This is a genomic window from Pseudomonas sp. JAI120 (genome assembly GCF_014207255.1).
Classification (GTDB): Bacteria; Pseudomonadota; Gammaproteobacteria; order Pseudomonadales; family Pseudomonadaceae; genus Aquipseudomonas.
Genome location: NZ_JACHCZ010000002.1, coordinates 39979 through 59293 on the forward strand (window position 1 = coordinate 39979; position 19315 = coordinate 59293).

Below are 19315 nucleotides of genomic sequence, written 5' to 3' on the forward strand. Positions count from 1 at the left end.
TACGCATTCAAAGCTGCCAAGTGATACCGGATACTGTGCTCGCGATTTTTTCTGGAACTCGTTCGCCATAATGCGACCCGATGCAAAAGTCGGATAAGTTTATCTATACCCTAAACCTGTCGACTTCCGAAATCCATCGACGACTTGGCCTTTATAGATAGCAACACCTTCGCTTACGGAGAAGACTCTTGCGCAGCCCAGCGCTGCATTCATTGATGCAGGTGACTTCGCCAGACGCTTACCGAGCACTATCGATTAGCACAGCACCACCCTGCGCCCGAGGCTGCAATAAAGGCACAGAAGAATCTGTAGCAACCAGCCGTGCATCGGAGCTATTAGCAACAAAAACAAACCTACTAAGTAAAATGAAAATGCCCAGTACCAGCCCTGCAAATAAGCCAAGCACTATTATGAGTAGGCGATTTGGACTAGCAGATGCTAACGGCTCAAGAGCTTGTTGGTCGACAGCTACCAATTTCAGCCCCGTCATATCAGTGTTCAAGTTGCTCAAACGAGCTAGCTCTGCGCGCAATGGCTGAACATCCGCGAGAAACAAATCCTCATTTTTCCGAGCGTTCAAAATTTCAATTTCGCGATTGGAGGCGAGTAACTGAAGCTCCTTGGCAATCTGGCTGACACGCGGATCAGTAAAGTCATCTGACTGACGCAGTTCCAACGCACTAAGCTCAGACTTAAGTGCATCTACCCCCATAAAGTATAGCGGAGTTTGTTGGTTGTTGATTTCGGTGCGGACCATACTGCCGCTCCTGGCATTTACCAACTCACCAAACGCAGAGGGTGTAGTCGGCTTTTGTATCCCCAGCGACTTTGCAATTCCGATCGCTTCCTTCAGCTGATTAACACGATCGTTGCGCAACGCCTTTAGTTGAATTCGCAGAGCCTTCAATTCATCCTGTAATTGCGCACGCTTTACCGAGTCAATTTCGCGCAATGTAGCAATTTTGGCTTCTTTATTTACATAATAGTTCGCACGAGCAGAATTAAGCTTACCTTTGATTTCATTGAGACGATTTTTGACAATAACATTTACGTCATTCGCAATTTGCTTCCGCTCATCATCAATAGCGTAGTCAACAATACCGTTGACGATAGCAACACCGTCAATATCCTTTGAATAGGTCATCTGAAGTTTGACGTAGGCACTCAACGAACCTTTTTTGTCTGCGCCAGGTACAGTCAAACGAATCGAGTTGCGGTTAAACGCCTCAAAGCTCTGCTCAAGGGTCTGTCCCGGCCGTACAAATTTTTCGAACAGATTTTGATTGGCTCTGAAAAAAGCTAAGCGAGTATCGTAAGACTCCAGCGAAGCGCCAACTTTAAGGAGAGCGTCAGCGGGTGACAGCTGGTAAATCCCGGATCGATTAAGTGCATCCAAATCATTAATAGCTGCAGGGCGCAACACTGCGCTAACCTCGTACTGTGGCGTCGCCAAAAAGGCATAGGAGGCGCCAATGAGTCCACCTGCCAAAATCATCAGAAGCAGTAGTTTTTTTTGATCCCAGAGAGATTTAAGAAATACGACGAGATCTACTTCATCCGAAGACCGAGTCGGTGGAACACGAAAGCTACTACTCACAACAAAAACCTGCCTTCAAAGAGAAACTGCGGGCTCGTTATGCAGACAACATTGTGTGTTTTTATTCTAATTAGATGATCGCCAAAACCCAGCGTCGCTGCCAAATTTTGAGCGCACAAAATGCCCGTTATCGAGAACAGATTTCATTCTGCCATCTCTCAGACATATTTCAAGTCTTGACATGTCTATAGGGCAGCTCCCAGACAGCAAGCCACCCACTCCTACCGCCCCCCCCCAAAGACGGCGGGCACCTAAGAGCGCTTAAATACGCGATAAAGACTGAATAAAGACGGAGAGTTCGTGATTGACCGCGGACCCGGCACAGCCGAACTGAAGCGCCAGATGGGGACGCGCGATCGAGAAGACTAACCGACAGACGGTCAATCGCAGCTGTTTAACGGACAGGTGTCTGCCTTCAGACACGTCCGGTAGGAACTGACTTGTGGCGCCGCTTACGACCCAGCAAGGCCAACAGCGGCCCTATAAAAGTTCCTACAATAAGCGCCAATACCACGAACACGGAGACTGGCATTTCGGCGGTAGCAAAGCCCAAAAACGACAACGATATTTCCTGCTGGTTTCCCAGCACAAATGCCAAAATCACAAATGCGACAGCCAGCACAGCCAGCACCAAAACAACGCGCTTAACCCCATGCATAAACTTCTCCTACCCCAAAAACACTCAGACGCCCTCTTCTTCCTCTTCGTTCACCCGATCGCGCAATTCCTTGCCCGGCTTGAAGTGAGGAACAAATTTTCCGTCAAGGCTGACGGACTGGCCTGTCTTTGGGTTACGGCCGACGCGTGGCGCACGGTAGTGCAACGAAAAACTCCCAAACCCACGGATCTCAATCCGATCACCGGTGGCCAGGCACTGGGACATTTGCTCGAGCATGGTCTTGATGGCCAGCTCCACATCCTTGGATGAGAGCAACCCTTGATGGGTGACAATTCGTTCGATCAACTCCGACTTCGTCATATTTTTCCCTTCTTTTTCAAGCAGCTAGGAAAAGCGCTTCGAAGGTTTTAGCATGACTTGATGAATTTGAACAGCCCATACATAAACTTATCTGCGGGTTAAATAAACACCCACAGAGCACATGCATTGCCCTCAATTGCAGATCACCAGCATGGTGCGGGTGACTGCGCCGGCAGGGTTCCAGCCGAACAGATAGTCGCCCTCTTCGTCCTTGGCGTCGCTGGACCTGGTGATGACCTTATAGCCCTGCATCTTGCATTCGCGGGCGGCGCGTTTCTCGCACTTCTCCCAGTTATTGCCCAGCCCCGAGCAATCGACCTCAATGCCGCTGACACCGCGCCTCGCGTGCGTTTTGGCGCTGGTGGCGGCACAGCCTGCAAGCGTTACGACTGCGAGCAGCACGATAAGCCTGTTTATTGAAATCCTTAACAACACGGGAGGGCCTTTATCAATAACGTATACAGCTCTGACACCAAGCTGTATGCCTTGGTTCTTGCCTGTTGATTCACCGAATTTCAGACACAAAAAAGGGCGACCGAAGTCGCCCTTTTTTACAGCCTTACAGAACTTAGTTCTGTTTAGCCATTGCTTCGCGCAGCAGGGAGGCCATGGTGGTCTCGCCTGTTGCAGCTTCCGGAGCCGATTTCAGGCTCTGGATGGCTTCTTTCTCTTCCACTTCGTCTTTCGACTTGATGGAGAGCTGGATCACGCGGCTCTTGCGATCAACGCTGATGATCTTGGCTTCTACTTCCTGGCCTTCTTTCAGAACGTTGCGCGCGTCTTCAACGCGGTCACGGCTGATTTCGGAGGCTTTCAGAGTCGCTTCGATATCGTCGGCCAGAACGATGATGGCGCCTTTGGCGTCAACTTCTTTCACAGTGCCTTTAACGATTGCGCCTTTGTCGTTCTCTTGAACGTACTCGGAGAACGGATCGCTTTCCAGTTGCTTGATACCCAGGGAGATGCGCTCGCGCTCTGGGTCAACCGACAGGATAACGGTGTCCAGCTCGTCGCCCTTCTTGAAACGACGAACAGCTTCTTCGCCAACTTCGTTCCAGGAGATGTCGGACAGGTGAACCAGGCCGTCGATGCCGCCGTCCAGACCAATGAAGATACCGAAATCGGTGATCGACTTGATGGTGCCGGAGATTTTATCGCCCTTGTTGAACTGGCCAGAGAAATCTTCCCATGGGTTAGATTTGCACTGTTTGATGCCGAGGGAGATACGACGACGCTCTTCGTCGATGTCCAGAACCATAACTTCCACTTCGTCGCCGACTTGTACGACTTTCGAAGGGTGGATGTTCTTGTTGGTCCAGTCCATTTCGGAAACGTGTACCAGGCCTTCCACGCCTTCTTCCAGCTCTGCGAAGCAGCCGTAGTCGGTCAGGTTGGTAACACGCGCGGTTACGCGAGTGCTTTCTGGGTAACGAGCTTTGATAGCAACCCATGGATCTTCGCCCAGCTGCTTCAAGCCCAGGGAAACGCGGTTACGCTCACGATCGTACTTCAGAACCTTGACATCGATCTCGTCGCCAACATTGACGATTTCGGAAGGATGCTTGATACGCTTCCAAGCCATATCGGTAATGTGCAGCAGGCCATCGACGCCACCCAGATCGACGAATGCGCCGTAATCGGTGAGGTTCTTGACGATACCTTTGACTTGTTGGCCTTCCTGCAGGGATTCCAGCAGAGCTTCACGCTCGGCGGAGTTCTCTGCTTCCAGGACGCTGCGACGGGAAACGACAACGTTGTTGCGCTTCTGGTCGAGCTTGATGACCTTGAATTCGAGTTCTTTGCCTTCCAGGTGCGTGGTGTCGCGCACAGGACGAACGTCGACCAAAGAACCTGGCAGGAACGCACGGATGCCGTTAACGTCGACAGTGAAGCCGCCTTTAACCTTACCGTTGATAACGCCCTTGACCACTTCTTCAGCTGCGAAGGCTGCTTCGAGAACAATCCAGCATTCAGCGCGCTTGGCTTTTTCACGGGACAGCTTGGTTTCACCGAAACCGTCTTCAACCGAGTCCAGAGCAACGTGAACTTCGTCACCGACATTGATTGTCAGATCACCAGCATCGTTGTAGAACTGTTCCAGCGGGATCAGAGCTTCAGACTTCAGACCAGCGTGAACGGTTACCCAGCGAGCTTGGTAATCGATATCAACGATAACACCGGTGATGATGGAGCCTGCCTGAAGGTTCAGGGTTTTTAGGCTTTCTTCAAAGAGTTCCGCAAAGCTTTCGCTCATTTTAATTCCTGTTGATAAGGGCGAAGAATACGCCCATCTCCACACCCCAGACGGTGTGGGTCAGTTTCAGTTAAAAGAAGCCACCGCAGGACTATGACTGGTCCCCTGCGGCCTTCTTGATCACCCGGCGATATCGCGAATGGCGATTTCACTCAAGATGCGTTCCAGCACCTGCTCGATGGACAACTCCGTGGAATCCAGCTGTATGGCATCAGCCGCCGGCTTTAGCGGGGCTACTGCGCGCTGGGTATCACGCTCATCGCGTGCACGGATCTCATCTAGCAGACTCGACAGACTAACACCATCGACTTTGCCCTTCAACTGCAAGTAGCGGCGGCGAGCCCGCTCCTCGGCGCTGGCGGTCAGGAAAATCTTCAGCGGCGCCTCGGGAAACACGACCGTGCCCATGTCACGGCCATCGGCCACCAGGCCCGGCGGCTCCTGGAAAGCCCGCTGACGCTGCAACAGCGCATCACGCACAGCCGGCAGCGCGGCAACCTGGGAGGCCCAGGAGCCGACCTGCTCGTTACGCAAATCATCGGTCACATCGTCCCCTTCCAGGATGATGCGCTGGGGATGACCTTCCGTCGCGCCGACGAACTGCACATCAAGGTGCGCGGCCAGCAGCTTCAGGGATTCTTCGTTGGTCAGGTCGACGCCATGGTTACGTGCGGCGAACGCCAGCAGGCGGTACAACGCGCCGGAATCCAACAGGCACCAGCCCAGGCGCTTGGCCAGGATGCCGGCGATCGTGCCTTTGCCCGAGCCGCTTGGCCCGTCGATGGTAATCACCGGTGCTTTGATATTCACAATTGAGCCTCTTGGGCAACACGGATGCCGACTTGGGCACACAGTGTAAGAAAGTTCGGAAAAGACGTAGCAACATTGGCGCAGTCATGGATACGAATCGGCGCAGCCGCCCGCAGGGAAGCCACACTGAAGGCCATGGCAATCCGGTGATCGCCATGGGCATGGACTTCACCACCACCCATCAGGCCACCGTCAATGATAATCCCATCGGGGGTCGGTTCACACTTCACCCCCAACGCCAACAGACCGTCGGCCATGACCTGAATACGGTCGGACTCCTTCACACGCAACTCTTGCGCCCCCCGCAACACGGTTCGCCCTTCAGCGCAGGCCGCCGCGACGAACAGCACCGGGAACTCGTCGATCGCCAACGGCACCAGCGCCTCAGGGATCTCGATCCCTTTCAACGCAGCAGCACGCACGCGCAGGTCAGCGACAGGCTCGCCACCCACTTCGCGCGGGTTTTCCAGGGTGATATCTGCCCCCATCAGACGCAGGATATCGATCACCCCAGTGCGGGTCGGGTTGATGCCGACATGCTCCAGCAACAACTCGGAGCCTTCGGCAATCGAAGCCGCCACCAGGAAGAATGCCGAAGAGGAGATGTCCCCCGGCACTTCGATATGGGTCGCGGTCAGTACATGACCCGATTCCACCGACGCAGTAGCACCCTCCACAGCAACCGGGTAACCAAAACCGCGCAGCATACGCTCGGTATGGTCACGGGTCGGCGCAGGCTCGGTCACTGCGGTTTTACCTTCGGCATACAGCCCAGCCAGCAACAGGCAGGATTTGACCTGGGCGCTGGCCATCGGCAACGCATAAGTCAGGCCTTTCAGCGCCTGGCCGCCACGAATGGTCAGCGGCGGATGCCCTTCCGGCCCGGTCTCGATCACCGCGCCCATGTCCCGCAATGGCTTGGCCACGCGGTTCATCGGGCGCTTGGACAGGGAAGCATCGCCGGTCAACACGCTGTCAAAACGTTGCGCCGCCAACAAACCGGACAGCAGGCGCATGGACGTACCGGAATTGCCCAGGTAGATCGGGCCCGGCGCCGGCTTCAAGCCGTGCAAGCCCACACCATGAATGGTCACGCGCCCATGATGCGGCCCCTCAATCACCACGCCCATGTCGCGAAACGCCTGCAGGGTCGCCAGGGCGTCTTCACCCTCAAGGAACCCTTCCACCTCCGTCACGCCCTCGGCCAACGAGCCGAGCATGATCGAGCGATGGGAGATCGACTTGTCACCCGGCACCCGGATACGCCCGCTCAAGCGGCCACCGGGGTTGGCGAGGAAGGTCAGGTCATCGGCGTTCACAGCGGTTTCCATATAGGCCCGGCGAGCCAGGATCTTGCTGAAATGCTCACGCGCCACCCGCGCACGGGTGAACACGCCCAATAATTGATGGCCATCCCCGGCATCGACCGCGTCGCGCAAGGCGTCGAGGTCACTGCGGAAGGTGTCCAGGGTGCGCAACACCGCTTCGCGATTGGCGAGAAAGATGTCATGCCACATCACCGGATCACTGCCGGCAATTCGCGTGAAATCGCGGAAGCCACCGGCGGCGTAACGGAAAATTTCGAGGTTTTCGTTGCGCTTGGCCAGGGAGTCCACCAGGCCGAATGCCAATAGATGTGGCAAATGGCTGGTCGCCGCCAGCACTTCGTCGTGGCGCTCGACCTGCATATGCTCCACGTCCGCCCCCAGCTCCCGCCAGAGACGATCCACCACGGCCAGCGCGGCCGGATCGGTTTGTTCCAGCGGCGTCAGGATCACTTTATGGCGGCGGAACAGCTGCGCATTGGACGCTTCCACCCCGCTCTGCTCGGAACCAGCAATCGGATGGCCCGGCACAAAACGCGACGGCATGCCGCCAAAGGCCTGTTGCGCCGCACGCACCACATTGCCCTTGGCACTGCCGACGTCCGTCAGGATCGCCTGGCCGAGGTCCATGCCGGCCAATACCGCCAGCAGTTTCTCCATCGCCAGGATCGGCACAGCGAGCTGAATGACGTCAGCCCCCTGGCACGCCAGCGCCAGGTCCGCCTCACAGCGATCCACCACGCCCAACTCAACCGCCAGCTTGCGCGACTGCGGGTCCAGGTCCACACCGACTACTTCGCCGCACAGCCCGCTTTCGCGCAGGCCTTTGGCGAAGGAGCCACCGATCAAGCCCAGCCCTACCACCACCAGGCGACCGATCATAGGCACAGCAGGTTGCAATGCAGTGACATCAACCACGAGCCAGGACCTTGGCCAACGCCTCCAGGAAGCGGCTGTTTTCAGCCGGCAAGCCGATGGTGATCCGCAGGTGGTTCGGCATGCCGTAGTTGGCCACCGGGCGCACGATCACACCTTCGCGCAGCAGCCCCTGGAATACCGGGGCTGCCACTTGGCCAAGGTCGACACAAATGAAGTTGCCCTTGGAGGGAATCCAGCCCAGACCCAGCTCACGGAACCCATCCTGCAACTGCAGCATGCCGCTTGCGTTGATGCGACGACCTTCTTCAAGGTATTCGGCATCCTTCACCGCCGCACAGGCCGCCGCCAAGGCGAGACTGTTGACGTTGAACGGCTGGCGCACGCGGTTCAGTACATCGGCAACCACCGCAGTCGACAGGCCATAGCCCACCCGCAGCGACGCCAGGCCATAGGCCTTGGAGAAAGTGCGCGACACCAGCAGGTTCGGGTAGGCCGCCAGGAAATCCAGGCCGTCCGGCAGGTCGCTGCCTTCGGCGTACTCGATATAGGCCTCGTCCAGCACCACCAGCACATGCTCAGGCACGTCTTGCAGGAAGTCGTTGAGCGCTTGCGCATCGAACCAGGTGCCGGTCGGGTTGTTCGGGTTGGCGATAAACACGACGCGGGTCTGGGCATCGATGGCAGCCAGCATGGCCGGCAGGTCGTGGCCCCAGTCCTTGGCGGGAATCACACGGGCGTCGGCACCGACAGCCTGGGTGACGATCGGGTAAACCGCAAATGCGTGCTCGCTGAACACGGCGTTCAGGCCCGGCGCCAGGTAGGCACGCCCGACCAGCTCGAGGATGTCATTGGAACCGTTGCCCAGGGTGACCTGGTTCAGCTCGACCCGGCATGTTTCTGCCAGCAGGGATTTGAGGGCGAAGCCATTGCCGTCCGGGTAACGGGTCAGCTCGGCCAACTCTTCACGAATCGCCGCCAATACCTTGGGACTTGGGCCCAGTGGATTCTCGTTACTCGCCAGCTTGACGATTTTGGAAGGATCCAGGTTCAACTCACGCGCCAGCTCGTCCACAGGCTTGCCCGGAACGTAAGGCGACAGTTGTTGCACGCCCGGCTGAGCCAGGGCGAGGAAGTTGCCACTCATGTTAAAGCCTCACAAAACCGCTTTCGGGTAAGAGCCCAGCACCTTGAGCGCCACGGCTTCCTGACTGATCTTCTCCAGCACACCCTTGACCAGCGGATCGCGGTGGTGGCCGATGAAGTCGATAAAGAACACGTAGGTCCACTTACCGCTGCGCGAAGGACGCGTCTCGATGCGCGTCAGGTCAATCCCGTTGTCGTGGAACGGCACCAGCAGCTCATGCAGCGCGCCGGGCTTGTTGCTCATGGAGACGATGATCGAAGTCTTGTCGTCGCCGGTCGGCGGCACTTCCTGGCTGCCGATCATCAGGAAGCGCGTGGAGTTGTCCGGGCGATCCTCGATTTTCTCGGCCAGGCGCGTCAGGCCATACAGGCCAGCCGCCATATCACCGGCGATCGCCGCCGAATTCCACTCACCCTTGACCCGCTTGGCCGCTTCGGCGTTGCTGGACACCGCCACGCGCTCGACATTCGGGTAATGGGCGTCCAGCCACTTGCGGCACTGGGCCAGGGACTGGGCATGGGAATAGATGCGGCTGATGCTGTCGGTCTTGGTGTTCTCACCCACCAGCAGGTGATGGTGGATGCGCAGCTCGACTTCGCCGCAGATCACCATATCGTGCTCAAGGAAGCTGTCCAGCGTGTGGTTGACCGCGCCTTCGGTGGAGTTTTCCACCGGCACCACGCCAAAGTTCACCGCGCCGGCCGCCACTTCACGGAACACCTCGTCGATGGCCGCCATTGGTTTGCTGATCACCGCGTGGCCGAAGTGCTTCATGGCCGCCGCTTGGGTGAAGGTGCCTTCCGGGCCGAGGTAAGCCACTTTCAGTGGCTGCTCCAGCGCCAGGCACGACGACATGATTTCACGGAACAACCGCGCCATCTCTTCGTTGCCCAACGGCCCCTTGTTGCGCTCCATCACGCGCTTGAGCACCTGGGCTTCACGCTCCGGCCGGTAGAACACCGGCACTTCGCCTTCTGCCAGGGACGCCATCTTCACCCGTGCCACTTCCTGGGCGCAGCGCGCACGCTCACTGATCAGCTCCAGGACTTTCTCGTCCAGGCTGTCAATGCGTACACGCAGGGCCTTGAGTTCTTGTTCAGACATTAGCCGTGTTCCTTTTCGAACTCTGCCATGTAGGCAACCAGCGCGTTGATCGCGTGGATGTCGACAGCGTTGTAGATGGAGGCGCGCATGCCACCTACCGAGCGGTGACCCTTGAGGTTCAGCAGGCCACGCGCGTCGGCACCGGCCAGGAATGGCTTGTCCAGGCGGTCGTCAGCCAGGCGGAACGGCACGTTCATCCACGAGCGATCGGTCAGGTTGATCGGGTTGCTGTACAGACCGCTGGCGTCGATGAAGTCGTACAGGGTGCGCTTCTTCTCTTCGTTGAGCTTGCCCATGGCGGCGACACCGCCTTGCTCCTTCAACCACTCGAACACCAGGCCCGACAGGTACCAGGCGAAGGCCGGCGGGGTGTTGTACATCGAGCCGTTGTCGGCTGCGACCTTGAAGTTGAGCATGGTCGGGCACAATGAACGGGCGCGACCCAGCAGGTCTTCACGGACGATGTTGACCAGGATGCCGCTCGGGCCGATGTTCTTCTGCGCGCCGGCGTAGATCATGCCGTAGCGCGACACGTCGATAGGCCGCGAGAGGATGTCCGAGGACATGTCGCACACCAGCGGAACGTCGCCGACTTCCGGCACCCAGTCGAACTCCAGGCCGCCAATGGTTTCGTTCGCCACGTAGTGCACGTAGGCCGCATCCTTGGACAACTTCCATTCGTTCTGACCGGGAATGGCGAAGTAATCGTAGGGCTTGGCGGTGCCGGCCACGTTGACGTGACCGTAGCGCGAGGCCTCTTCAATAGCCTTCTGCCCCCAGATACCGGTGTCGATGTAGTCGGCAGTGCCGTCTTCCGGCAGCAGGTTCAGCGGGATCTGGGCGAACTGTTGGCTCGCGCCGCCTTGCAGGAACAGCACTTTGTAATTGGATGGGATGTCGAGCAAGTCGCGCAGGTCCTGCTCAGCCTTGGTGGCAATGGACACGAACTCATCGCTGCGATGGCTCATTTCCATCACGGAGAGGCCTTTTCCATGCCAGTCGAGGAGTTCACCCTGCGCACGCTGCAGGACTGCTTCAGGAAGCGCCGCGGGACCGGCACAGAAGTTATAGGCTCTCTTGCTCACATCCAATCTCTCTGATCTGGTGGGACTGAAATCAAACACTGCAGGAGCGAGCTTGCTCGCGAAAAACCCGAGAGCGCAAGGGCGCATCAGGCAGCTCGCGTTATCGTTGACGATTTTCGCGAGCAAGCTCGCTCCTACAGGGGGCGGCGTTGTTCTTTCAAAGGGGACAAACAACAAGGGGGCGAATCTTCATCCGCCCCCTGTGTGTCCGCTTATTCCTGCGGTTCTTCTTCGTCTGCGGCAGCATCGAGGGTTGGCTCGTCGACGTTGTCATCGCCTGTTGCGATCACCTCGCCTTCAAACTCCTCACCTTCCAGCTCTTCGCCTTCCACTTCCGACGGCTCCTGGACACGCTCCAGGCCAACCAGTTTTTCGTCCTTGGCCAGCTTGATCAAGGTGACGCCCTGGGTGTTACGGCCCAGGCTCGACACTTCAGCCACACGGGTACGCACCAGGGTGCCCTGGTCGGAAATCAGCATGATTTCCTCGCCGTCGAGCACCTGCACCGCGCCGACCAGACGGCCGTTGCGGTCGTTGCTGACCATAGCGATAACGCCCTGGCCGCCACGCTTGTACTCCGGGAACTCGCTGATCGCGGTGCGTTTGCCATAACCACGCTCGGAAGCGGTGAGGATCTGGCTGCCTTCTTCCGGGATCAGCATCGAAATCAGTTTCTGCCCTTCCGGCAGGCGCATGCCGCGTACACCGCGGGCGGTACGGCCCATGGCGCGAACGTCGGATTCCTTGAAGCGAGTGACCTTGCCGCCGTCGGAGAACAGCATGACTTCACGCTCGCCATCGGTGATGGCTGCGCTGATCAGTACGTCGCCTTCGTCCAGCTCCAGGGCGATCAGGCCCACGCTGCGCTGGCGGCTGAAGGACTCCAGCGGGGTCTTCTTCACGGTGCCTTTGGCGGTAGCCATGAAGATGAAGTGACCTTCGGTGTATTCCTCGACCGGCAGCATGGTGGTGATGTATTCATCACTGTCCAGCGGCAGCAGGTTGACCAACGGACGACCACGGGCAGCGCGGGAAGCTTCCGGGATTTCGTAGGTCTTGAGCCAGTACACCTTGCCCTTGCTGGAGAACAGCAACAGCGTGGTGTGGCTGTTGGCGACCAGCAGGTGAGCGATGTAGTCCTCATCCTTCACGCCGGTAGCCGATTTACCTTTACCACCACGACGCTGGGCCTGGTAGGCAGCCAATGGCTGGGTCTTGGCATAGCCACCGTGGGAGATGGTCACCACGCGCTCTTCTTCCGGGATCATGTCACCCAGGGTCAGGTCGAGGCGAGCATCGAGGATTTCGGTACGGCGCACGTCGCCGTATTCGGCGCGGATCACTTCCAGCTCTTCGCGGATCACTTCCATCAGGCGCACGGCGCTGTTGAGGATGCGGATCAGCTCGCCGATCTGGTTGAGGATCTCCTGGTACTCGGCCAGCAGCTTCTCGTGCTCCAGGCCGGTCAGGCGGTGCAGGCGCAGTTCCAGGATGGCCTGGGCCTGTTCCGGCGACAGGAAGTACTTGCCGTCACGCAGACCGTATTGCGGGTCCAGTGTCTCCGGGCGGCACGAGTCGGCACCGGCACGTTCAACCATCGCCACGACGGCGCTGGATTCCCATGGCATCTTGATCAGCGCTTCCTTGGCTTCCGACGGCGTCGGCGAAGCCTTGATCAGGGCGATGACCGGGTCGATGTTCGACAGTGCTACAGCCTGGCCTTCCAGGATATGGCCACGCTCGCGGGCCTTACGCAGTTCGAACACGGTACGACGGGTGACGACTTCGCGACGGTGACGTACGAAGGCTTCCAGCAGATCCTTAAGGTTCAGGATGCGTGGGCGGCCGTCGATCAATGCCACGACGTTGATACCAAACACGCTTTGCAGCTGGGTCTGGGCGTAGAGGTTGTTGAGGATCACCTCAGGCACTTCGCCACGACGCAGCTCGATCACCACGCGCATACCGTCTTTGTCGGATTCGTCGCGCAGCTCGGTGATGCCTTCGAGTTTCTTCTCTTTAACCAGCTCGGCGATCTTCTCGATCAGACGCGCCTTGTTCAGCTGGTACGGGAGTTCGGTGATGACGATCTGCTGACGGCCGCCGACCTTGTCGATGTCTTCGATCATCGAGCGGGCGCGCATGTAAATACGGCCGCGACCGGTGCGGTAGGCTTCGATGATGCCGGCGCGACCGTTGATGATCGCAGCGGTCGGGAAGTCCGGGCCCGGGATGTATTGCATCAGCTCATCGACGGTCAGCTCAGGGTTGTCGATAAGGGCCAGGCAACCGTCGATGACTTCACCGAGGTTGTGCGGCGGGATGTTGGTGGCCATGCCCACGGCGATACCGCTGGAACCGTTGACCAGCAGGTTGGGGATCCGGGTAGGCATGACGGCCGGGATCATTTCAGTGCCGTCGTAGTTCGGCACCCAGTCCACGGTTTCTTTGTGCAGGTCAGCCAGCAGCTCGTGCGCCAGCTTGGTCATGCGCACTTCGGTGTATCGCATGGCGGCGGCGTTGTCGCCGTCGACCGAACCGAAGTTGCCCTGGCCGTCTACCAGCAGGTAGCGCAGGGAAAACGGCTGGGCCATCCGAACGATGGTGTCGTACACCGCAGTGTCGCCATGAGGGTGATACTTACCGATCACGTCACCGACAACACGGGCAGATTTCTTGTACGGCTTGTTCCAGTCGTTACCCAGCTCGCTCATTGCGAACAGCACACGCCGGTGCACGGGCTTCAAGCCATCGCGCGCATCAGGCAGTGCCCGACCGACAATTACGCTCATCGCGTAGTCAAGGTAGGACTGTTTCAGCTCGTCTTCGATATTGACCGGGAGGATTTCTTTGGCCAGTTCGCCCATGAGAAGCCTGATTCCTTTTTCGGGTGAAACCTCGTCGCATCCATATGGGACGAACGAAGCTCGCCGTTGCCGGCACACTGCCTGACAACGACTTACGACAAATCAACGAGTTATGACACGGATCTGCACGTTATGGGCAACCCCTGGGGGTGGCCCTGGAAACCGCCGGATGTTATCACAATCGCCGCCACGCACCTATCCCCCTGATGCGCATGGATACTAGTAATTTGACGGATGACAGGCTTGAGGGGGACGAGAGGGGCTCAGAGATGGGGTGGTGCTTTTTTTTGAGGGCGGATCTGAGGGTTTTATTGACTTTCAGAGCCAATCGGGGGCAAGCCCCTTCCCACATTTTGACTGTGTTCACAATTCAAGTGTGGGAGGGGCTTGCCCCCGATAGCCATTTCACAGACACCACCGCCCTCAATGCAGCCGCTTACGGCACATCAACTTGGCCAATTTCGCCGTATCCGGCCGCTCAACCACGCCCTTCTCAGTCACAATCACATCAATCAAGTCGGCCGGCGTTACATCAAATACCGGATTAAACGCATTAACCTCCAAGCGCTGCCCCATCATTTCCAGCAACTCGCCGGGATCGCGCTCCTCCAAGGAGACATCGTCACCAGTGGCCATCATCAGGTCCAGGGTCGAACTCGGCGCCACTACCATGAAACGCACGCCGTGATGCATGGCGCACACCGCCAATTGATAGGTGCCGATCTTGCTGATCACATCGCCATTGGCGGCAATGCAATCGGCGCCGACGATCACCCAGGTGATGCCCTTGGTCTTGAGGATATGCGCGCCGGCCGAGTCGGCATTCACTGTGACGGGGATCCCCTCGCCCGCCAGCTCCCAGGCGGTCAGCCGCGAGCCTTGCAGCCATGGGCGGGTTTCATTGACGTAGACGTGCTCGACCAAGCCTTCCAGGAAGGCGGCACGAATCACCCCGAGGGCCGTGCCGACACCGCCCGTCGCCAAGGCGCCAGCGTTGCCATGGGTCAAAATCGCCTGAACGTTGCCCTGATGCTTGCGAATCCGCTCAACGCCCAACTGGGCCATGACGAGGTTGGCTTCCCGGTCGCTTTCATGGATAGCAATAGCTTCGGCTTCCAGCACCGCCAGCGGATCGGCGTGCTTCTTGACGCGGTCCAGGCGATCGCGCATGCGCTTGAGCGCCCAGAACAGGTTCGAGGCGGTCGGACGAGTATCGGCCAGTAGCGCGTAGTCCTCTTCCCAGGCGGCCTGCCAGTCACCGCCCTCGGCGATGCGCTCACGAGCGGCAAGCACCAGGCCATAGGCCGCGCTGATGCCGATCGCCGGTGCACCACGCACCACCATGGCGCGAATGGCCGCAGCCACTTCATCGACCGTGGAGCAGGCCACCCAGCGTTCCTGGGACGGCAAGGCGCGTTGATCGAGCAGGTGCAGCGTGCCATCACGCCAATCGATGGCCTTCACTTTCTCCGCTGCCAACAGTCGATCGCGCATCCGTCACCCCGTACTCATCAACAAAAGCCGCCGATTATAGCGATCCGCCAGCCAGGACGCTCGGGTATACTTCGCGCTTCTTTTATAGCTGCCCGGGAAGAAGCCTGCGATGACCTCCACTGCCGCCCCGCTCGACTTATTGCTACTGCCAACCTGGCTGGTACCTGTCGAACCCGCCGGCGTAGTGCTCAAGGAACATGGCGTGGGCATCCGCGATGGGCGTATCGCCTTTATCGGTCCACGGGCTGCGGCGTTGAAGCTTTCGGCCACGCAAGTGCGCGAACTGCCGGGCATGCTGCTCAGTCCCGGCCTGATCAACGCCCACGGGCATGCGGCGATGAGCCTGTTTCGCGGCATGGCCGATGACCTGCCCTTGATGACCTGGCTGGAAAAACACATCTGGCCCGCCGAAGCCAAGTGGGTCGACGAGGCCTTCGTGCGTGACGGCACCGACCTGGCCATTGCCGAGCAGCTCAAGGGCGGCATTACCTGCTTCTCGGACATGTACTTCTACCCCAAGGTCGCCAGCGATTGCGTGCACAACAGCGGCATGCGTGCGCAAATTGCGATTCCGATCCTCGATTTCCCGATTCCCGGCGCCAGCACCGCCGATGAGGCGATCCGCCAGGGCATCGAGCTGTTTGGCGACCTCAAGCACCACCCGCGCATCAAGATCACCTTCGGTCCCCATGCGCCCTACACCGTGTGCGATGCCAACCTGGAAAAGATCCGGGTAATCGCCGAAGAGCTGGACGCCGCGATCCATATGCATGTGCATGAAACCGCTTTCGAGGTACAACAGGCCGTCGAACAGACCGGTGAACGACCATTGGCGCGCCTGGGACGCCTCGGCCTGCTGGGCCCGCGCTTCCAGGCCGTTCATATGACCCAAATCAGCGAGGACGACCTGGCTTTGCTGGTAGAAAGCAACACCAGCGTCATCCATTGCCCGGAATCGAACCTGAAACTGGCCAGCGGCTTTTGCCCGGTAGAGCGTCTGTGGCAGGCAGGGGTCAATGTGGCCATCGGCACCGACGGCGCCGCCAGCAACAACGACCTGGACCTGCTGGGTGAAACCCGTACCGCCGCGATGCTGGCCAAGGCCGTCGCGGGTTCGGCCACTGCCCTGGATGCCCACCGTGCGCTGCGCATGGCTACGCTCAACGGTGCACGTGCCATGGGCCTGGAAAGCGAAATCGGCTCCCTGGAAGTGGGCAAGGCGGCGGATATGGTCGCGTTCGATCTGACGGGGCTGGCGCAACAACCGATCTACGATCCGGTCTCACAGCTTATATATGCCACCGGACGCGATTGCGTGAAACACCTTTGGGTCGCCGGCAAGCAGTTGCTCGACGACCGGCAACTCACCCGCATGGATGAACAACAGTTGACCGCCACGGCCATTGCCTGGGGAAAACGCATCAGCGGGCACACCGAATAACGCCGGCTCTGAACCTGCGTGTTCAGGACCGACAAACCGATTTATCAGATTTAGAGGATTCACCATGAGCAACGTCGACCACGCCGAAATCGCCAAGTTTGAAGCCCTGGCCCACCGCTGGTGGGACCGCGAAAGCGAGTTCAAGCCCCTGCACGACATCAACCCGCTGCGGGTCAACTGGATTGACGAACGCGTCAACCTGGCCGGCAAGAAGGTGCTGGACGTCGGTTGCGGCGGCGGCATCCTCAGCGAAGCCATGGCCCAGCGCGGCGCGACCGTGATGGGAATCGACATGGGCGAAGCGCCGCTGGCCGTGGCCCAGTTGCACCAGTTGGAATCCGGTGTGAGCGTGGAATATCGCCAGATCACCGCCGAAGCCCTGGCCGAAGAAATGCCAGAGCAGTTCGACGTGGTCACCTGTCTGGAAATGCTGGAGCACGTGCCAGACCCCTCCTCAGTGATCCGCGCCTGCTTCCGCATGGTCAAGCCGGGCGGCCAGGTGTTCTTCTCCACCATCAACCGCAACCCCAAGGCCTACCTGTTGGCGATCATCGGCGCCGAATACATCATGAAGCTGCTGCCGCGCGGCACCCACGATTTCAAGAAATTCATTCGCCCTTCCGAACTGGGTGCGTGGAGCCGCCAGGCCGGACTGACCGTCAAGGACATCATCGGCCTGACCTACAACCCGCTGACCAAGCACTACAAGCTGGCAAGCGACGTTGACGTCAACTACATGATCCAGACCCTGCGCGAGGAATAAGCCTGTGAAGTTGCGAGCGGTTCTCTTCGACATGGACGGTACCCTCCTGGACACCGCGCCGGACTTTATCGCCATCTGCCAGGCCATGCGTGCCGACCGTGGCCTGCCACCGATCAACGACCAGCACATCCGCGATGAAATCTCCGGCGGTGCGCGGGCGATGGTCGCCGTGACCTTCTCGATGGACCCGGAAACGCCTGGCTTTGAAGAACTGCGTCTGGAATTCCTCGAGCGTTACCTGAAAGGTTGCGCCGTCCACAGCAAATTGTTCGACGGCATGGCCGAGCTTCTGGAAGACATCGAGAAGGCCAAGCTGATCTGGGGCGTCGTCACCAACAAGCCACTGCGCTTTGCCGAGCCGATCATGCAGCAGTTGGGCCTCGCCGAGCGTTCGGCCCTGCTGATCTGCCCGGACCACGTGAAAAACAGCAAGCCGGACCCGGAGCCGATGATCCTGGCGTGCAAGATGCTCGACCTGGACCCGGCCAGCGTGTTGTTCGTGGGCGATGACCTGCGCGACATCGAGTCCGGCCGCGACGCCGGCACCCGCACGGCGGCGGTGACTTATGGCTATATCCACCCGGATGACAACCCACGCCACTGGGGCGCGGATGTGGTGGTGGATCACCCGCTGGAACTGCGCAAGGTGCTGGATAACGCATTGTGCAGTTGCTGATGGCTCACCGGCCTTACTGATTGATGAAGATCCAAATGTGGGAGGGGCTTGCCCCCTCCCACAGAGGATCTTCAGCGTTTTCCAGATTGGTGTTTGTAACCTGCTGAATTCTGTCGAGGCTTTTTATGTTTGATTACTCTGCACGTCCAGAACTGCTCAAAGGCCGGGTCATCCTGGTGACCGGCGCCGGTCGCGGGATTGGTGCGGCGGCGGCGAAAACCTACGCTGCCCATGGCGCCACCGTACTGTTGCTGGGCAAGACCGAAGCCAACCTGGCCCAGGTGTATGACGAGATCGAAGCGGCCGGCCACGCGCAGCCAGTGGTGATCCCCTTCAACCTGGAGACCGCCCTGCCCCATCAATACGATGAGCTGGCAGCGATGATCGAAAAAGAATTCGGCCACCTCGATGGCCTGCTGCACAACGCATCGATCATTGGCCCACGTACGCCGATCGAGCAGTTGTCCGGCGAGAACTTCATGCGGGTGATGCACATCAACGTCAATGCGATGTTCATGCTCACCAGCACGTTGCTGCCGCTGCTCAAGCTGTCCCAGGATGCGTCGGTGGTGTTCACCTCCAGCAGCGTCGGGCGTAAGGGCCGGGCGTATTGGGGGGCTTATGGTGTGTCGAAATTTGCCACTGAAGGCTTGATGCAAACCCTGGCGGATGAGCTCGAAGACGTGGCTGCGGTAAGGGCCAACAGCATCAACCCGGGCGGCACGCGCACCAGCATGCGGGCCCAGGCGTATCCAGGGGAGAACCCGATGGAAAGGCCGGCACCGGAAGAGATCATGCCGGTGTACCTGTACCTGATGGGGCCGGACAGTACCGGCATCAATGGGCAGGCGTTTGACGCGCAGTAACAACTGACACAACCGGAACTAAATGTGGGAG

General features: G+C 58.9%; 16 protein-coding genes. 4 read left to right on the forward strand and 12 right to left on the reverse strand.

All coding sequences use genetic code 11. The annotated features are described in order from the left end of the window. Window positions 1–238 precede the first annotated feature (238 nt). From HDC32_RS12055 to mtnA, 12 genes are all read right to left on the reverse strand, one after another. Window positions 239–1597 carry a Wzz/FepE/Etk N-terminal domain-containing protein gene (locus HDC32_RS12055; RefSeq protein ID WP_145334796.1) on the reverse strand — a complete coding sequence of 453 codons (1359 nt, stop codon included), beginning with the start codon at window positions 1595–1597 and terminating at the stop codon, window positions 239–241. 415 nt (window positions 1598–2012) lie between these two features. Beyond that, window positions 2013–2255 carry a lipopolysaccharide assembly protein LapA domain-containing protein gene (locus tag HDC32_RS12060; protein ID WP_145334798.1) on the reverse strand — a complete coding sequence of 81 codons (243 nt, stop codon included), beginning with the start codon at window positions 2253–2255 and terminating at the stop codon, window positions 2013–2015. Window positions 2256–2279: 24 nt separating this feature from the next. Then, the gene (gene ihfB / locus HDC32_RS12065; protein ID WP_003189779.1) at window positions 2280–2576 is read right to left on the reverse strand and encodes an integration host factor subunit beta; all 297 of its coding nucleotides are present in this window, start codon (window positions 2574–2576) and stop codon (window positions 2280–2282) included. A 132-nt stretch (window positions 2577–2708) separates the two neighbouring features. Further along, entirely contained in the window at window positions 2709–2993 is a 285-nt protein-coding gene (locus tag HDC32_RS12070; RefSeq protein WP_131699040.1) for a hypothetical protein, read from the reverse strand. A 151-nt stretch (window positions 2994–3144) separates the two neighbouring features. After that, a complete protein-coding gene (gene rpsA / locus HDC32_RS12075) occupies window positions 3145–4830 on the reverse strand; it encodes a 30S ribosomal protein S1 (protein ID WP_027604177.1) in 1686 nt (561 codons plus the stop codon). Between the two features lie 120 nt (window positions 4831–4950). Then, window positions 4951–5640, reverse strand: coding sequence for a (d)CMP kinase (cmk, locus tag HDC32_RS12080; RefSeq protein ID WP_003172653.1), 690 nt, complete (start codon window positions 5638–5640; stop codon window positions 4951–4953). Then, window positions 5637–7847 carry a bifunctional prephenate dehydrogenase/3-phosphoshikimate 1-carboxyvinyltransferase gene (locus HDC32_RS12085; RefSeq protein WP_259242453.1) on the reverse strand — a complete coding sequence of 737 codons (2211 nt, stop codon included), beginning with the start codon at window positions 7845–7847 and terminating at the stop codon, window positions 5637–5639. Before HDC32_RS12085 ends, cmk begins: the two co-directional genes overlap by 4 nt. 28 nt (window positions 7848–7875) lie before the next feature. Next, window positions 7876–8988 carry a histidinol-phosphate transaminase gene (hisC, locus tag HDC32_RS12090; protein WP_065947422.1) on the reverse strand — a complete coding sequence of 371 codons (1113 nt, stop codon included), beginning with the start codon at window positions 8986–8988 and terminating at the stop codon, window positions 7876–7878. Between the two features lie 9 nt (window positions 8989–8997). Next, entirely contained in the window at window positions 8998–10092 is a 1095-nt protein-coding gene (gene pheA, locus HDC32_RS12095; protein WP_003172650.1) for a prephenate dehydratase, read from the reverse strand. Beyond that, entirely contained in the window at window positions 10092–11177 is a 1086-nt protein-coding gene (gene serC, locus HDC32_RS12100) for a 3-phosphoserine/phosphohydroxythreonine transaminase (RefSeq protein WP_053132455.1), read from the reverse strand. The genes pheA and serC overlap by 1 nt, the downstream gene beginning before the upstream one ends. 212 nt (window positions 11178–11389) lie before the next feature. After that, window positions 11390–14044, reverse strand: coding sequence for a DNA gyrase subunit A (gene gyrA, locus HDC32_RS12105; RefSeq protein ID WP_090407433.1), 2655 nt, complete (start codon window positions 14042–14044; stop codon window positions 11390–11392). Between the two features lie 423 nt (window positions 14045–14467). Next, entirely contained in the window at window positions 14468–15538 is a 1071-nt protein-coding gene (mtnA, locus tag HDC32_RS12110) for an S-methyl-5-thioribose-1-phosphate isomerase (RefSeq protein ID WP_184744205.1), read from the reverse strand. A 109-nt stretch (window positions 15539–15647) separates the two neighbouring features. Here mtnA and HDC32_RS12115 point away from each other — a divergent pair, with 109 nt between their 5' ends. The 4 genes from HDC32_RS12115 to HDC32_RS12130 all read left to right on the forward strand — a co-directional run bounded on the left by HDC32_RS12115 (window position 15648) and on the right by HDC32_RS12130 (window position 19284). Next, window positions 15648–16979 carry a TRZ/ATZ family hydrolase gene (locus HDC32_RS12115; protein WP_184744207.1) on the forward strand — a complete coding sequence of 444 codons (1332 nt, stop codon included), beginning with the start codon at window positions 15648–15650 and terminating at the stop codon, window positions 16977–16979. Between the two features lie 64 nt (window positions 16980–17043). Further along, entirely contained in the window at window positions 17044–17742 is a 699-nt protein-coding gene (ubiG, locus tag HDC32_RS12120; RefSeq protein WP_184744209.1) for a bifunctional 2-polyprenyl-6-hydroxyphenol methylase/3-demethylubiquinol 3-O-methyltransferase UbiG, read from the forward strand. 4 nt (window positions 17743–17746) lie between these two features. Then, window positions 17747–18418, forward strand: coding sequence for an N-acetylmuramic acid 6-phosphate phosphatase MupP (gene mupP / locus HDC32_RS12125; RefSeq protein WP_131698992.1), 672 nt, complete (start codon window positions 17747–17749; stop codon window positions 18416–18418). Between the two features lie 125 nt (window positions 18419–18543). Then, a complete protein-coding gene (locus HDC32_RS12130) occupies window positions 18544–19284 on the forward strand; it encodes a YciK family oxidoreductase (protein ID WP_131698991.1) in 741 nt (246 codons plus the stop codon). Window positions 19285–19315 lie beyond the last annotated feature (31 nt).

Coding starts and splice junctions, on each gene's coding strand:
- rpsA (WP_027604177.1), bottom strand. CDS start 4,830: ATGAGCGAAAGCTTTGCGGAACTCTTTGAAGAAAGCCTAAAAACCCTG.
- HDC32_RS12085 (WP_259242453.1), bottom strand. CDS start 7,847: ATGATCGGTCGCCTGGTGGTGGTAGGGCTGGGCTTGATCGGTGGCTCC.
- HDC32_RS12060 (WP_145334798.1), bottom strand. CDS start 2,255: ATGCATGGGGTTAAGCGCGTTGTTTTGGTGCTGGCTGTGCTGGCTGTC.
- ubiG (WP_184744209.1), top strand. CDS start 17,044: ATGAGCAACGTCGACCACGCCGAAATCGCCAAGTTTGAAGCCCTGGCC.
- HDC32_RS12130 (WP_131698991.1), top strand. CDS start 18,544: ATGTTTGATTACTCTGCACGTCCAGAACTGCTCAAAGGCCGGGTCATC.
- ihfB (WP_003189779.1), bottom strand. CDS start 2,576: ATGACGAAGTCGGAGTTGATCGAACGAATTGTCACCCATCAAGGGTTG.
- HDC32_RS12115 (WP_184744207.1), top strand. CDS start 15,648: ATGACCTCCACTGCCGCCCCGCTCGACTTATTGCTACTGCCAACCTGG.
- hisC (WP_065947422.1), bottom strand. CDS start 8,988: ATGAGTGGCAACTTCCTCGCCCTGGCTCAGCCGGGCGTGCAACAACTG.
- gyrA (WP_090407433.1), bottom strand. CDS start 14,044: ATGGGCGAACTGGCCAAAGAAATCCTCCCGGTCAATATCGAAGACGAG.
- mtnA (WP_184744205.1), bottom strand. CDS start 15,538: ATGCGCGATCGACTGTTGGCAGCGGAGAAAGTGAAGGCCATCGATTGG.
- pheA (WP_003172650.1), bottom strand. CDS start 10,092: ATGTCTGAACAAGAACTCAAGGCCCTGCGTGTACGCATTGACAGCCTG.